14 protein-coding genes and 1 tRNA gene are annotated in these 15,226 nt (G+C 60.3%); 9 read left to right on the top strand and 6 right to left on the bottom strand.

All coding sequences use genetic code 11. The features are described 5' to 3' along the window. Nucleotides 1-3: 3 nt before the first annotated feature. Nucleotides 4-1,458, bottom strand: coding sequence for an AMP nucleosidase (locus tag ACS0VV_RS02330; RefSeq protein WP_483531129.1), 1,455 nt, complete (start codon nt 1,456-1,458; stop codon nt 4-6). A gap of 56 nt (nt 1,459-1,514) precedes the next feature. Further along, nucleotides 1,515-2,339, bottom strand: a complete 825-nt coding sequence (locus ACS0VV_RS02325) for a S1/P1 nuclease (protein ID WP_483531128.1) — start codon at nt 2,337-2,339, stop codon at nt 1,515-1,517. Between the two features lie 168 nt (nt 2,340-2,507). Here ACS0VV_RS02325 and ACS0VV_RS02320 point away from each other — a divergent pair, with 168 nt between their 5' ends. The 4 genes from ACS0VV_RS02320 (at nt 2,508) to ACS0VV_RS02305 (ending at nt 7,664) form a co-directional block, all read left to right on the top strand. Continuing rightward, nucleotides 2,508-4,166: a solute:sodium symporter family transporter gene (locus ACS0VV_RS02320; RefSeq protein ID WP_483531127.1), complete on the top strand. Its 1,659-nt coding sequence runs from the start codon at nt 2,508-2,510 to the stop codon at nt 4,164-4,166. A 140-nt stretch (nt 4,167-4,306) separates the two neighbouring features. Further along, nucleotides 4,307-5,743 (top strand): xylulokinase, encoded by a 1,437-nt coding sequence (xylB, locus tag ACS0VV_RS02315; protein WP_483531126.1) that lies wholly within the window; start codon nt 4,307-4,309, stop codon nt 5,741-5,743. 11 nt (nt 5,744-5,754) lie between these two features. Further along, nucleotides 5,755-7,077, top strand: a complete 1,323-nt coding sequence (gene xylA, locus ACS0VV_RS02310) for a xylose isomerase (protein WP_483531125.1) — start codon at nt 5,755-5,757, stop codon at nt 7,075-7,077. A gap of 89 nt (nt 7,078-7,166) precedes the next feature. After that, a complete protein-coding gene (locus ACS0VV_RS02305; RefSeq protein ID WP_483531124.1) occupies nt 7,167-7,664 on the top strand; it encodes a hypothetical protein in 498 nt (165 codons plus the stop codon). Between the two features lie 252 nt (nt 7,665-7,916). Here ACS0VV_RS02305 and ACS0VV_RS02300 read toward each other — a convergent pair whose 3' ends face one another. Together ACS0VV_RS02300 and ACS0VV_RS02295 are read right to left on the bottom strand one after the other, a co-directional pair. After that, complete coding sequence (locus ACS0VV_RS02300) at nt 7,917-8,156, bottom strand: hypothetical protein (protein ID WP_483531123.1); 240 nt, start codon at nt 8,154-8,156, stop codon at nt 7,917-7,919. A 344-nt stretch (nt 8,157-8,500) separates the two neighbouring features. Next, nucleotides 8,501-9,460 (bottom strand): IS1595 family transposase, encoded by a 960-nt coding sequence (locus tag ACS0VV_RS02295; protein ID WP_483531122.1) that lies wholly within the window; start codon nt 9,458-9,460, stop codon nt 8,501-8,503. 104 nt (nt 9,461-9,564) lie between these two features. On the opposite strand from ACS0VV_RS02295, the gene ACS0VV_RS02290 reads away from it, so the two are divergent. After that, entirely contained in the window at nt 9,565-9,792 is a 228-nt protein-coding gene (locus ACS0VV_RS02290) for a DUF6471 domain-containing protein (protein WP_483531121.1), read from the top strand. Further along, on the top strand, nt 9,750-10,652 hold the full coding sequence (locus tag ACS0VV_RS02285; protein WP_483531120.1) for a hypothetical protein: 903 nt from the start codon (nt 9,750-9,752) through the stop codon (nt 10,650-10,652). Before ACS0VV_RS02290 ends, ACS0VV_RS02285 begins: the two co-directional genes overlap by 43 nt. An 80-nt stretch (nt 10,653-10,732) precedes the next feature. On the opposite strand, the gene ACS0VV_RS02280 is transcribed toward ACS0VV_RS02285, so the two are convergent. Next, nucleotides 10,733-10,823 (bottom strand) — tRNA-Ser (locus ACS0VV_RS02280). 147 nt (nt 10,824-10,970) lie between these two features. Here ACS0VV_RS02280 and ACS0VV_RS02275 point away from each other — a divergent pair. The 3 genes from ACS0VV_RS02275 to ACS0VV_RS02265 all read left to right on the top strand — a co-directional run bounded on the left by ACS0VV_RS02275 (nt 10,971) and on the right by ACS0VV_RS02265 (nt 13,086). Next, on the top strand, nt 10,971-11,384 hold the full coding sequence (locus ACS0VV_RS02275) for a metallopeptidase family protein (protein WP_483531119.1): 414 nt from the start codon (nt 10,971-10,973) through the stop codon (nt 11,382-11,384). A 140-nt stretch (nt 11,385-11,524) separates the two neighbouring features. Continuing rightward, on the top strand, nt 11,525-12,760 hold the full coding sequence (locus ACS0VV_RS02270; protein WP_483531118.1) for a peptidylprolyl isomerase: 1,236 nt from the start codon (nt 11,525-11,527) through the stop codon (nt 12,758-12,760). Beyond that, nucleotides 12,757-13,086: a DUF1905 domain-containing protein gene (locus ACS0VV_RS02265; protein ID WP_483531117.1), complete on the top strand. Its 330-nt coding sequence runs from the start codon at nt 12,757-12,759 to the stop codon at nt 13,084-13,086. Before ACS0VV_RS02270 ends, ACS0VV_RS02265 begins: the two co-directional genes overlap by 4 nt. 35 nt (nt 13,087-13,121) lie before the next feature. Here the strand turns inward: ACS0VV_RS02265 and ACS0VV_RS02260 are convergent, their stop codons facing one another. Then, nucleotides 13,122-15,203: a RelA/SpoT family protein gene (locus tag ACS0VV_RS02260; protein ID WP_483531116.1), complete on the bottom strand. Its 2,082-nt coding sequence runs from the start codon at nt 15,201-15,203 to the stop codon at nt 13,122-13,124. Nucleotides 15,204-15,226 lie beyond the last annotated feature (23 nt).

Here is a 15,226-nt window from a genome sequence, read left to right as displayed (position 1 = left end):
TCGCTAGCGCAGCGGCGGCTCGTCAAAGCTGCGCAGCTTGCGGCTGTGGAAGCTGTCGCCTTCCTGGCTCAGCAGCGCGAGCGTTTCGATGCCGATGCGCAAATGCTGGCTGATCGAGCGTTCGTAGAAGGCATTCGCCTGCCCCGGCAGCTTGATCTCGCCATGCAGCGGCTTGTCGCTGACGCAGAGCAGCGTCCCGTAAGGCACGCGGAAGCGATAGCCCTGCGCGGCAACGGTTGCCGATTCCATATCGATCGCCACCGCGCGGCTCTGGTTAAAGCGCAAGGCGGAGCGGGTGTAGTGCAGTTCCCAGTTGCGGTCGTCTGTCGTCACCACTGTGCCGGTACGCAGTCGCCGCTTCAGCGCCTCCTCGCCATCGCCGGTGACATTGAGCGCGGCCTCGAACATTGCGGTCTGCACTTCGGCAATCGGCGGGATCGGGATTTCGGGCGGGATCTCGGTGTCGAGCACATGATCGTCGCGCAAGTATGCGTGGGCGAGCACGTAATCGCCGATGGTCTGGCTCGGCCGCAAACCGCCGCAATGGCCGATCATCAGCCACACTTCGGGGCGCAACACCGCGATATGGTCGCAAATCGTCTTCGCGTTCGACGGGCCGACGCCGATATTGACCAGCGTGATCCCCGAATTATCCGGACCGACAAGGTGATAGGCGGGCATCTGGTGCTTGCGCCACGTGCCTTCGGACACTTTCTCGCGCGCGCCTTCCAGATCGCCCTTTTCGATCACCGCGCCGGGGCCGGAGAAATGCGTGTAGGGGCTGTCCGGATCGGCGAGCGCCGCCAACGACACATCGATGAATTCCTCGACATAACGGATATAGTTGGTGAACAGCACGTATTTCTGGAAATGCTCGGCAGGCGTTCCCGAATAATGCCGTAACCGCGCGAGACTGAAATCGGTGCGCAGCGCGTCAAACAAGGCCAGCGGGCGGCGCTCGCTGCCATCGCCCATCCATGTGCCATCGACCACTTCGTCGCCGATCTTCACCAGATCGGACGCGGGGAAATGCCGCGTCAGCTCAGCGCTGCTGACGCCCTCCACATCCTTGCCTGTGCCATCAAGGATATACTGGTAGGGGATCTCATCGCCCGACCGGCTGACCGACAAATCGACCGGATAGTCGCGCACCAGATGCGTCAGCTGCTCTTTCAGATAAGGGCGGAACAATCCCGGCTCGGCGATCGAGCTGCAATAGGTGCCTTCCTGGTTGAGCCGCGCATAAGAGCGCGCCGGGTGGGCAATCGGCCGGTCGCTCTGATACCTCAAGGTCAGTTGAGGATAGGCGAAGCACCCTTCCTTGCGCGCCGACGGGCTGGGGACGGTGCCATCCTTCTTGTAGGCAGCCAGAGCTTCGACGAGATTGTTGCGGGACGTGTCCGAAATGGCCTCCAGCTGATCCAGAATGCCGTCAATATCGTCGATAGAAGTTGTCACATATGCTCCGTTTGTTGTTGTTCTTTTGGCGCCCCTAGCCCAATCCGGCGGGCCTGTCAGGCCTGCCCGGCAAACACATGGTCGAGATAGGCGGCCAGCCGGATGCCCGATTGCGCCAGCCGTTCCTCTGCAGTGCCGATCCATTCCCACTGATAGCGGAAGCGCAGGACGCGCGGCGATTCCGCTGTCCCGAAGCCGAATTCCTCGCCCGTGGCGGGATAGATCCGGTCACGCAGAGCCGCGCTTTCGGCCATCCATGTATCGGGATTGGCATCCCACCACAGCAAGGTCTCTTCCGGCCCAATGCGTGTTTGCAGCCGCGCGGCGTATTCGCTGTAAGACAATTGCTGGCGCAGCAGCATCCCCTCGTCCCACACCCAGTGCAGGTTTGTTACCTCGTCGAACCAGTCGACGACAAAATCATTCCCGCCGCGGTCGCTGCCATTGCCGACGTGCAACGGCATATGCAAATCGGACACGATGTGGACGATAAAGCGCAGCGCCAGCGCCTTGTCTTCCTGCGACGCATCGGGATCACGCAAGGTTGCGGTAAAGCGTTCGAGCGCGCTTGCTGCATCGCCTTCGGGCGGATGCTCCAGCTGATCGATGGTGCGGCCTTCGGGCAGCGTCACATAGTGATACGGCCCAGCCTCCTGCTGCCAGAAATCGAGCGGATTGCTGCGCTGCTCGTCCGGCCAGGTGCCCGCCTCGGCAAGGCTCTCATGCCCCAGAATGCGGCGGATTTCCGCCCGCGTACGGCCCGAAATGTTCGCCTCGGCAATTTCCGAAGTGATGCGGTGGCCGGTAGGCCCCCAAGCCTGTGCGGGAGCGGAAAGCGCCATGGATGCGGCGGCGAGCGAGAGCGCGAATGTCTTGGTCATCATCCCCCCTATTGGCGCGTGATGACGCCCGTGTGAAGCGCGAAATTGGCCATGTGAGAACACTCATGGCGGGCTTAAAAAAGGGTATGTCCAGCGCTGTCATAATGCGATAACACCAGCCTTATGGGCGGATCGATCACTTTTACTCTCGTTACCTGCATCGCGGTGATGGCCGCTATTGCTTGGATCAGTTGGCTGAAAACGCGCGGAGGGGCCGAGACGCGCGACGGTTACTTTCTTGCCGGGCGCGGGCTGACGGCGGGGTTCATCGCCGGATCGCTGTTGCTGACAAACCTTTCGGCAGAGCAGCTCATCGGCCTCAACGGCTCGGCCTATGGTTACAATCTGTCGAGCATGGCGTGGGAAGTCACCGCTGCGGTCGCGACGGTGGCGATGGCGTTTCTGTTCCTGCCCAAATATCTCGCAGGTGCCTTCACCACCCTGCCCGAATTCCTAGCCGAACGTTTCGATGCGAGCGTGCGGCGGATGTCGGTGCTGCTGTTCATGCTCGGCTACGGCTTCGTCACCATCCCATCGGTGCTTTATTCGGGCTCGCTGGCGGTGATGCGCTTTTTCGATGTGCCGGCAATGACCGGGCTCGACCTGTTCCCCGCGCTGGTGGCGACCGTGGTGGTGATCGGCGTGACCGGCGCGGCCTACGCCGTGTTCGGCGGGCTGCGCGCAGTGGCGGTGTCCGATACGCTGAACGGCATCGGCCTGCTGGTGATCGGCTCGCTGGTGCCCATTCTCGGGCTGATCGCTCTGGGCGAAGGCAGCCTTGCCGAGGGGTTCAACCGTCTGCTGGTCGATCATCCGGAAAAACTGAACGCGATTGGCAGCGCGGATGATCCCACGCCATTCGGCACGATCTTTACCGGGATGATCTTCGCCAACCTGTTTTACTGGTGCACCAACCAGTATGTGATCCAGCGGGCGCTGGGTGCGCAGTCGCTGGCGGCGGGGCAAAAGGGCGTGCTTGCATCGGGCTTTTTCAAAGTGCTGGTGCCGTTCATGATGATGATCCCCGGGGTGATCGCTTTCCACCTCTACGGCCCCGGCTTTGCCTCGATTGACGAGGCCTATCCGCGATTGGTCGCCGATCTGCTGCCGGCGTATCTGGGCGGGATTTTCCTCGCCGTACTGCTGGGCGCGGTGTTCAGTTCGTTCAACTCGCTGCTAAACAGCGCGGCGACGCTGTTTACGCTCGACATTTACGCGCCCGCCTTGCGCAATCCGCCAAGCGACGCGCATCTGGTGCGGGTAGCGAAGATTGCGAGCGTTGTGATCGCGCTGTTTTCCTTTGCCGTGGCACCGCTCCTGTACTTTGCCGAAGAAGGCCTGTGGCAGGTGGTGCGGGTCTTCACCGGCTTCTACAACATTCCCACAGTTGTGATTGTCATCATGGGCCTGTTCACCACGCGCGTGCCGGCGTTGGGGGCGAAGCTGGTGATCGTGTTCCACGTCGTCACCTATGGCCTGCTGCGCTTCGTCTTTGATGACGTGGTGACGCTGCACTTCATCCACCAATATGCGGTGCTGTTCGTGATCGAGATCGGCATCATGCTGGCGGCAGGATACTGGCGTCCGCGCGCCGAGGCCTATGTTCCGGCAGACCGGCACGAAGTCGATATGACGGAATGGCGCTTTGCCCGCCCCACCGCTTTCACGCTGCTTTCCTGCGTTGTGGGTCTCTATCTGGTATTTTCGCCTGTCGGTTATGCCAGCGCGAGCGGCGCGGGGACGACCTTCGCGGTGCTGATGGCAGCACTGACGGCGGCGAACGCAGTGGTCTGGGCGATGGCTGTGCAGCGGCGGGCACGCGCCTGAGCAGATAGCGTCAACTTCCGGGTCGCAGAGTATTGCGATCTCCCATAACGCAAACGTTCACTCGTATTCTCCAGTAGGTAGTCTGCTGGTGACAACGTTGACATAAGGCGCTATTCCTTCCGATCCGAGGGAGGAAGAGGATGTTTCTGGGAATTGATCTCGGCACTTCGGGGGTCAAAGCGGTTATTGTCAATGACACCGGTGCCCTTGTCGCGCAGGCGACGAGCGCGCTCACGGTGCAGACACCGTATCCCAGCCACTCCGAACAGGAACCCGATAGCTGGTGGCTGGCGACGTGCGACGCCGTGCTGCAACTTCCATCCAAGGCACGCAAAACCGTGCAGGCCATTGGTCTCAGCGGACAAATGCACGGCGCAACCGTCCTCGATGCCAATAACACGCCGCTGCGCCCCGCAATCCTGTGGAATGATGGCCGCTCGCCCGCGCAATGCGCCGAGCTGGAGCGCCGTGTGCCCGATAGCCGCCAGATCACCGGCAATATCGCCATGCCCGGCTTCACCGCGCCCAAGCTGCTCTGGCTCGCCGAGCATGAGCCCGAATGCTTCGCACAAATCCGCAGTGTGCTGCTGCCAAAGGACTATATCCGCCTGCTGATGACGGGCGACAAGGCCTCCGACATGTCGGACAGCGCGGGCACGTTGTGGCTCGATACCGGCAAGCGGCAATGGTCGGAATCAATGCTCGCGGCGAGCGGGCTGGGCCTGCCGCATATGCCCGAACTCTTCGAAGGCAGCGAGGCCACCGGAAAGCTGCTCCCCGCAATCGCTGCCGCTTGGGGCATGGAACAAGTGCCCGTCGCCGCCGGAGCGGGTGATCAGGCGGCAGGCGCTATCGGCGTTGGCGTGCTGCGCGATGGCGAGGCGTTTCTCTCGCTCGGCACGTCAGGTGTGACCTTTGTGGCAACCGATGGTTTTCGCCCCAATCCCGAGAGCGCCGTTCATGCCTTCTGCCATGCCTTGCCCGAGACATGGCACCAGATGAGCGTCCACCTCTCCGCCGCATCCTGCGTCGACTGGGCGGTGCGCCAGCTTGGCCTTGCCGATGTTCCGGCCTTTTTCGCACTGGCCGAAGCGGCGGAGGAGAGCGATGTTGTCTTCCTTCCCTTCCTTTCGGGCGAGCGCACCCCGCACAATGATCCCGATCTGCGCGCCGGATGGTTCGGCTGCGATGCCGCCACCACACCCGCGCATCTCGCGCGCGCCGTGCTTGAAGGCGTGGCCTTCGCCCATGCCGATGGCTGCGACGCGCTGCGCGCTGCGGGAACCGGCGTTGATCGCCTGTCGATGATCGGCGGCGGTTCGCGCTCGACCTTCTGGGGCACGATTATCGCCTCCGCGCTCGATGTAGAGCTCGATTACATCGATGGCGGCACGGTCGGCCCCGCTTTGGGCGCTGCGCATCTGGCGCGGCTCGCGCTGACCGGCGAAGCGGTCGAAGCGGTTGCCAAGCGGCCTGCCGTGACCGCCACGACTTCACCCGATCCCGCGCTTGCCGAGCGTCTTTCCACCAAACGCGCCCGCTATCAGGCGGCCATTCGCGCGATGCAATCACAGTAAGGAACTGCCCCATGTCTGCCGACTATTTCGCCGCTTTCGACACCGTCAAATTCGATCCCGACTCCCCGGACGATCTCGCCTACCGCGTGTATGACAAGGATCGCATGGTGATGGGCAAGCGGATGGAAGACCATCTGCGCTTTGCCGTCTGCTTCTGGCACAATTTCTGCTGGCCGGGCAGCGACGTATTTGGCGGCGGGACGTTCAATCGCCCGTGGCTCGCCGGGCCAAACGATGCGGCAGCGGCCAAGGCCAAGCGCGAAGCCGCACTCGCTTTTGTCGAGAAGCTGGACGTGCCCTATTACTGTTTCCACGATGTCGATGTGATGGCCGATGCTAACACCGCGCAGGACTTCCGCGCCAGCTTCGCCGAAGCGGTCGACCATCTGGAGGAATTGCAGGCCGCGCACGGGCGCAAGCTCCTTTGGGGCACGGCGAACCTCTTCAGCCATCCGCGCTATATGGCCGGCGCGGCGACCAATCCTGACCCGGAAATCTATGCCTGGGCGGCTATGCAGGTGCGCGATGCGCTGGAAGCGACGCACCGGCTCGGCGGCGCGAATTACGTGCTGTGGGGCGGGCGCGAAGGCTATGACTCCATCCTCAACACCGAAATCGGCACCGAGATGGACAATTTCGGGCGCTTCCTCTCGCTGGTGGTCGATCACAAGCACCGCATCGGCTTTACCGGCACGATCCTGATCGAGCCCAAGCCGCATGAGCCGACCAAGCACCAGTATGATTTCGACACGCAATCGGTCTTCGCTTTCCTCCAGCGTTACGGGCTGGAGAAGGAAATAAAGGTCAATATCGAAGCCAACCACGCGACGCTTTCAGGCCATGCGGTCGAACATGAGCTGGCGATGGCGCGGGCGCTGGGTATCCTCGGCTCGGTCGATGCCAATCGCGGCGATCCGCAGAATGGCTGGGATACCGACCAATTCCCCAATTCGGCAGAGGAATGGACGCTCGCCATGTTCGAATTCCTGCGCGCGGGCGGGTTCGAGACCGGCGGCTTCAATTTCGACGCCAAGGTGCGCCGCCAATCAATCGACGCCGCCGATCTGTTCCACGGCCATGTCGGCGCGATCGACGTGATCGCGCAAGGCCTGCTCAACGCCGCCGCGCTGATCGAGGAGGGGACGCTGGAGAATTTCCGCAGCAACCGCTACGCCGGATGGCAGGGCGAATTCGGCAAGAGCATTCACGCGGAAGGCACCACATTGGCCGATGTCGCCGAACACGCGATCAGCGCAAACAGCTCCCCGCAAGGCGTATCGGGCCGTCAGGAATGGTGCGAGAATGTGGTGAACCGCGCGATGGGGACACGCTAGACTGCAAGCAAGGTGCGGCATTATGTAGCAAGCGCACCAAATGAGTGGCGGACATAATCGCAGGTGAGCGGTATGTATCGCATATGGGGATGACCAATTATCAGCACGCCCTCCGTAAGAAGTATTCGGCCCTAACTGGCGAGCAAGAGGTGCTTCAAGAACGGATAGAGCGCATTCGCCTTGAGCAAGCCGAACTTCCCGAATTGGAAGCGCGTGTTGTCAAGTTGGAGTCACTGGCACAAAGCGTGGCAATGCTGCTGGAAGAAGACGGCGATGGCTGGGAGCCGGAAGACAGTCCGCCTGTTAGGCCTTGGTCGCATTCGCTTCCCACGCCTCTCGGGACTTGCGGACGGCGCGCCCTTGATGTTCTTCGCAAGGCTGAAAAGGCCATGACGGTGCGCGAGATCACATTGGAGGTCTTGCGCGAGATCGGAGTAATTGAACCCGACAGGCAAACGATGCAGCGCACGCAGAACGCGGTGGATTCTTCGCTCCGCAACCACAGAGGGGTAAGCGTCGAGTCATCGGGAAGCTATCCGGCGCAGTGGCGCACGATAGGTCGGGATGATGTCGCGTTTGAGGCGTAGCGAAAAAGTTCTGTCCTACAGGGCCTATGCTGCGCTTTCGTTGTTTTCATGCTAGTCGATCAGAACTTGATTTTAACCGATATGAGAGCATAGCTTTACAAATGGCATTTCCGCCAATCACAGTTTCTTGCGGTCAGCAGGTGTTATTCCGTCAGTTCTCGGACGGGTATGTCATCCTGCCAATGGAGAACGCGGAGCGCGCCATCGTGGCCGACACGCTCCGCGAAATCCTGTCTATGGTGGAAGGGGAAGTTACCCTGCCATCTTTTTCCACGGGAAGCGCCGCCAGTTGTTGGCTACAAACTGCGCAAGATCACGGCGACCATAGGTTCGGTGCCGATTTGCCCCCAGCAGGACAACAGGACAGCCAAACTTATGGCTGTAGTGAGTCACGAGTTCGTCCGCATCCGAACGACAATTGATAACGTGATCCTTCACCACCACTGTGACGAAGGTAACGCCTTGCTCTCTAATCTTGGAAAACTGCAACATCAAAACCACACCTTCTTCTTGGCGTGATGACGGGTTGACGGTGCTAGGTAACGAGGGCTAATAGTGCTCTCGCTATAGCAATCACCATCCCGCCACCATGCGGGTTTCTCGAACCGCCAGACGCTCCAACGTCTGGCGGTTTTTGTTTATGACGATGCGGGTTTCAAAACAACCCCTAAGCGGCCTCTAGTGTCCAATGGAGCACCTATTGTCAGAAATGCCGTTATGGGGTGCCGTTGATGTCTTGCGTCATTTCTAGGGGCATTAGCGCCGCCCTGACGGACAAATTGCACAATGACCCTAGGTCGTATTCTTCCAGATTGGTTAATGTTCACTCTGCGTTCTTACGCAGCCCGCTGCCAGTAGCCCGTCCAGCTACGGCTCTGGCGCGATGCCATAGCAGCACCAGTCAGCGTCATCGCTTGCTCACCGTTCGAGATACGGCGGGTATCCTCACGCCAAGCCGCTTCGCCAGCATAGCTGTAGAGATACGGCCCTGCGATATGGTGGTGCGTGCCAACTTCCATCCGGCGAAGGCGCGAGAAGTAACTTTCGGCCTGATTGGTGCAGGCACCGTCCTGCGAATAGGCGAGCGAGTGATTGACGCGCCAAGTCTGCCAACCGGCGTGCAGGGCATCCCAGCTTGACGCTTCGTCCGCATGGACGATTGCCAGCGTGTCCACATGATCGCGCACCAGAGGCACTGCATCGCCTTCGTGACGCACAACGAAGGGAAGCGAGCGGCCCTTGCGCTCACGCATGATAACGACGCACTTGCGCTTGCCGGACTGGTTGGCAGCGAGGCGGCGGTCTTTGCGGTCTTCTTTGTGATTGGCAGGGCGAACGTGCCCGCCGAAATAGCCGCCATCGACTTCGACAGTGCCGGAGAGCTTCGTCTCGGCAAACTCACGCGCCATCGCTTCGCGCAGCTTGTGAAACAGCACGAAGGCGGTCTTGTATTGCACGTCCAGATCACGCGAGGCTTGCAGGGCGGAAATGCCCTTAGCGCCGTTCACGAAGATCACGATTGCAGCGAGCAAGTCAGTGAACGACAGTTTGCGCGAGGCGAAGATCGTGCCGCTGGTGACGCTGTATTGGTGGTAGCAAGCCGTGCACTTGTATTTGCGGCGGCTGCGCAGGAAATAGGCATCAGCACAGCCGCAACGCGGGCAAACAGGCTCACCATTGGTTTCCGGCCAACGCATTTCGCAGAACAGGCCGTAAGCCTCGTCCTCGCCCATACGAAAAACCTTCTTGAGCGAGAGAGTGCGGGCTGCTGCCGAGAGGAGAAAGTGTTGTGCCATATCATCGTTTCCAGTGCTTATGCACTCTTTATGATGATGTGACACACTCTTTTCAATGGCAAATGTATCGTTTATGATGACAAAAAGCATCAAAGGAAGCGATAATGCCAGTCAAAGAAAAGGAATGGGAAAACCGCGTTAAGGGAATCCTGAAAGCGGAGCTGGCGCGCAAGGGCATCACCTATGCGCAGCTAGTCGGCTTGCTGGCAGATCAAGGCGTTATGGACTCTGAGCCAAATATCAGGAACAAGATCAGCCGTGGCAAATTCACGGCGGTGTTCTTCGTTCAATGTCTGACAGCAATAGGAGTCGAAACGTTGCGGCTGGACTAGCTATTGTCGCACTCGCGATAACGGCGCTTGGGACGGGCGCGTATTTCGGTGCCTTATACGGAAGCCATTACAGCGAACAGAGCGGCCCCACCCCCTACGAGAGAACCCACGGCGAACAAGAACAGCCGCACCAAATTGACCGAGATCGAGCCGGACTTCCCAATTTTAGCGAGAGAATTGCAAGCAATCCCGATCCCCAAAATTCCGATGAACGCGAAAAGCGCGATCTCGCGGCGCAAGAGTCCATGTCGGTTTGGGCGTTTTGGCTGCTCGTTTTGAGTGCCGCAACGACGCTCGCTACAATTATCGGGACTGGCCTGCTGCTTTGGACCTTGCACGAAACAAGGCAAACATCTCGGAGACAGCTTAGGGCCTACATTTCTCACGGCGAGATTGGGATGAATGTCGGCGATTCCGAAACCGTCCCAGGGGGTAAAACCATTGAGATATACACCGCCGCGAAAAATGGCGGTCAAACGCCAGCCTATGAGTGCATTCACTACGGGAACGTCGCCGCATTCAGTGAAGAAGAGGCCGACCGGTATTTCAGCAAAACCGAAGAAATCCCAGTCATAGGTGCGCCTAAACCTTATGTCGTTCATAATGGCGAGTCTCGACCGGCATCCTTCTTCAGCTATTCCGACATAGCCCCAGATGATCTCGCCGCTATAGAAACGGGGAGTAAGTTTCTCTGCGCCTACGGGGTGTTCTCCTACAAAGACACTTTCGGCACGCCTCGCAGAACCAGATTCTGCTATCGTTTGCTCACCCCGCTCATTCCCAAAGTTCTCGATCCCAGTGGTTTGACGCAAGTGCGCATGATGTGGGGCATGGCACCAGTGCATAATGATGCCACCTAACCCACAAACGATGACAGCCGCCATCACGAGGGCGATTAACGCCCTCATCTTGGTGCGTCTGCTACATAATGCCGGCAAGGTGGCGGAGCAGGAGGGATTCGAACCCTCGATACGGGGTTACCGTATACACACTTTCCAGGCGTGCGCCTTCGACCACTCGGCCACTGCTCCGCATTCTTGTTTGCGCTACCGCTTCGCTACTTGAGCGCGGCGGCATTTGCGCTACCGCTGCGCTACTTGAGCGCGACGGCGAACGACAAGAAGGCGCGCGTCTAGCGGTGGTTGCGGCGGATGACAAGCACCGCTTCGCTTCCTAGAATGCGCGTCGTGACCCGCATCATCTCCTTCGCACCGTCCATAACCGAAATGCAGGCCATGGCGGAGTCTGCACTGCGCCAATTGCCGCCTACTTTTGCCGAGCGACTGGGCGAGATCGTGCTGGTGGTGGAGGACTGGCCCGATGAGGAAACGCTGGCCGAGCTGGGGATCGACAATCCCTATGAGCTGACCGGTGTGTATGAAGGCCTGCCGCTCACCGAACGCAGCATCGAGCATTCGGGCACCCTGCCCGACCGCGTGCGCCTGTTCCGCCGCCCGATCCTCGACGAATGGGCCGAGCGGGGGGACGAGACGCTGGAGCATCTGGTCGCCCATGTGGTGGTGCACGAAATCGGGCACCATTTCGGCCTCTCGGACGAGGATATGCACGCGCTGGAGGAGATGGTGGGTTAGTCAAAATCCGACTGCCCTGAGCCTGTCGAAGGGCTGCACTTTCTTTTGAGCTTAGAGCAAGTGGGAAGAAAACGCAGTCCTTCGACAGGCTCAGGACGAACGGAGCTTGTTTTTGAAGGGAAACGTGCAAAGCTTCTGGCATGAAAAAGCACATCACCCTCACCGCACTCACCGCCCTTGCCGCCCTCGCTCTCGCCACCCCCGCTGCAGCACAGGAGGAGGCTCCGGTCACGCCCGGCTCGGTTGTCGCAGCGGCGAGCGCGGAAGAATGGCTCCCCATCGCGCCCGACGATCTGCTGGTGATGGAATTGGCTCCCGATGCGAGAGGCAATCCGCGTACCATCATTATCCAGCTGATCCCGCCACCTTTCAGCCAGCCATGGGTGGAGAACATCCGCACGCTCGCTGCCGCGCACTGGTGGGACGGGACTTCGGTCAACCGCGTGCAGGACAATTACGTGGCGCAATGGGGCGATGTGACCGAGGAGAAGCCGCTGCCGGATGGGGTGGTGGCTCCGGTGGCGGATTATGAAGTCGATGTAGACACCCTTTCACGGGCAACCGAGTTGCCGAACACTAACGCTCCGCAATTCGAAGAGCTTCCTGAACACATACGGCGGGTTTTCGAAGATCCCAATTCGTCTCACGAAGAGCACAACAAGGCCATTGAAGAATTGATAGGCAGCCTTGGATTGGCAGGCCCCCATGAAATGACAGCAAGTGAAGAGCTGGCCATGCTGTCGATTCAGTCGACGCAGACGAGGCTAACTGAACAAGGTTGGCACGACAGAGACCCCTCTGCACCTTGGGTAGAGTTCTGGCAGGGTTGGCCCGTTGGGAACGAGGAGATCATCTCTGGTTGGGAAGATTTCGATGGCAATCCTGTTCCCGACCCCGGCCGGAGACTTCCAGCGCACCAGTTTGATCCGCCTTTCAAGATTGTCGAAAGCAGCACATTCTGGCCCATCCACTGCTACGGCTATGTCGGCGTAGGACGCGGCTATGCGCCTGATACAGGCACCGGGGCAGAGCTATACGCCATCATCGGCCAGCCACAGCGGCATATGGATCGCAATCTGGCGGTCGTCGGGAGAGTGATCGAGGGGATGGAGCATCTCTCCAGCCTGCCTCGCGGGTCTGGCGAGCTGGGGTTCTATACCGAGGAGGAGGCGGAATTGCGCGTGCCGATCCTCTCGGTGCGGCTGGGTTCGGAGCTCCCCGATGCCCCTTCGTTCCAATATCTCGACACATCCAGCGAGAGCTTCGCCCGCTATGTCGAGGTGCGCGCCAATCGCAACGATGCCTTCTACCGCGTGCCTGCTGGCGGCGTCGATATCTGCAATGTTCCAGTGCCGGTCCGCCGCGTAACCGAATGACCGAAGGCGAACGCCTCACCGTAAGTGAAAAACTGTGGGTCTGGCGCTCCGCCGAGAGCACGGGCAGCTGGCATTTCCTCACCATCGATGGCGCGGCTGGCGAAGCAATCCGGGCGCATGAAGCGATGCAGCGGATGGAGTTGGGCAGCGGGCGCGGGTTTGGTTCGGTGAAGGTCGAGGCGCGTATTGGCGGGTCCACATGGCGCACCTCGGTTTTTCCGAGCAAACCCCACGACGGCTATCTGCTGCCGGTAAAGGCCGCGATCCGAAAGGCTGAAGGATTGGTCGAGGGCGACGTGGTGGCAGTGGAGATCGCTTTGATCTGAGGATGAGGCCACACTACTGCCTACTCCCTACTGCCCTAAATCCTGTCCGTCTGTGCCACCGCGTCAGTCGCGCGCAGGCTGCTCATAATGCGGGTCAAATGCGCCAGATCCTGCACTTCCAGATCGACCTCATAGGTGTGGAACGGATCGTCGCGCTGGGTCAGTTCGAGGTTCATCACATTGGCGTTGTTCTTGGCGAAGACCCCCGCCATCTCCGCCAGCGTGCCGGGGCGGTTATACAGCACCACACTGAGCCGTCCGACCGCGCCGTGCGAGCGTTCGCCCCATGACAGGTCGACCCAGTCGGCATCCACGCCATTGGCGAGATCGAGGCAGTCGATCGCGTGCACTTCCACGCCAACGCCTTTGCGGCGCAGCCCCACGATCCGGTCGCCGGGTACCGGATGGCAGCATTCTGCCAGCGTGAAGCCGACACCCGCTGTCAGCCCCTTGATCGAAATGGCGCGCTCCTGCGAAGGCTCCTCAGGCAGATCGGCGGTGCTGCCGGGCACCAGCGCTTCCATCACTTCGCGGTCGGAGAGTTTGGCAGAGCCGATGGCGTACATCAGGTCTTCCTCTTCCTCCAGCTCCAGCCGTTCGACCGCCTGCCGGATGGCCTTTTTGCCGACTTTTGTGGGCAGGTGGACGGCAATCTCGTCGAACAGTTTGCGGCCGATTTCGGCGACTTCCTCGCGCTCTTTCAGCCGCACCGCGCGGCGGATGCTGGCGCGCGCCTTGCCGGTGACGACGAAGCCCAGCCACGACAATTGCGGCTCGGCATTCTTGCTCTTGATGATCTCCACCACATCGCCATTGTTCAGCGGTGTGCGCAGCGGCATATGGCGGCCGTTGATCTTCGCCCCCACCGTCTGTGCGCCCAGATCGGTGTGGACGGCGAAAGCGAAATCGACCGGCGTTGCGCCTTTGGGCAGCTGGAACAGCGCGCCTTTGGGCGTGAAGGCGAAAATCCTGTCCTGGTAAATCGCCAGCTTGGTGTGTTCGAGCAGCTCTTCCGCATCGTGGCTGGCATCGACAATTTCAATGAGATCGCGCAGCCAACCCACCGCGCCGTCGGGCCGGTCGCCCTGCTTGTACGCCCAGTGCGCGGCGAGGCCGAATTCGTTGGTCTGGTTCATCTCGCGGGTGCGGATCTGCACCTCCACGCGCATCGACTGGTCGTAGAACAGGGTCGTGTGCAGGCTGCGATAGCCATTGTTCTTGGGCGTGGAGATATAGTCCTTGAAGCGCCCCGGCACGAATTGGAACGTTGTGTGCAATATGCCCAGCGCGCGGTAGCAATCCTCCACCTTGGGGGCCACCACGCGGAAGGCCATGATATCGGTCACCTGTTCGAACGGCAGGTGGCGCTCGGCCATTTTCTTCCAGATCGAATAGGGATGCTTTTCCCGCCCCCAGACTTCGACTTCCAAGCCCGCCTCGCTCAGCGCCTGCTTGATGTCGAGCGCGATCCGGTCAACCTGCCCGGTGTCTGAGGTGCGCAGCTGTTCGAGCCGCTTGGTGATGGTGTGGTAGGCTTCGGGCTCCAGCTGCTCGAAAGCGAGCAACTGCATCTCGCGCATATATTCATACATCCCCACCCGCTCTGCCAGCGGGGCGTAGATATCCATGGTTTCGCGGGCGATGCGCTGGCGCTTTTCGAGCGATTTGATGTGGTGCAGCGTGCGCATATTGTGCAGCCGGTCCGCCAGCTTGACCAGCAGCACGCGCAGATCTTCCGACATGGCGAGCAGGAATTTGCGCAGGTTTTCCGCCGCACGCTCGTTCTCCGGCATCTGCTCGATCTTGGAGAGCTTGGTGACGCCATCGACCAGCCGGGCGACTTCCGGCCCGAAATTCTTCTCGACATCCTCGATCGTGGCAAGCGTGTCTTCCACCGTATCGTGGAGCAGCGCGGTGATGATGGTTTCCTGATCGAGCTTCAGATCGGTCATCAACCCCGCAACTTCGACCGGATGGCTGAAATAGGGATCGCCCGATGCACGCAGCTGGCTGCCATGCTTCTGCACCGTGTACACGTAAGCACGGTTGAGCATCGCTTCGTCAGCGTCGGGATCATAGGCCTTGACCCGTTCAACAAGTTCGTACTGGCGCAGCATCGTTTCACGAATGTGCGTTGCAG

Source organism: Aurantiacibacter sp. KMU-128 (genome assembly GCF_056933515.1).
This window is presented reverse-complemented; position numbering and strand designations above follow the sequence as displayed.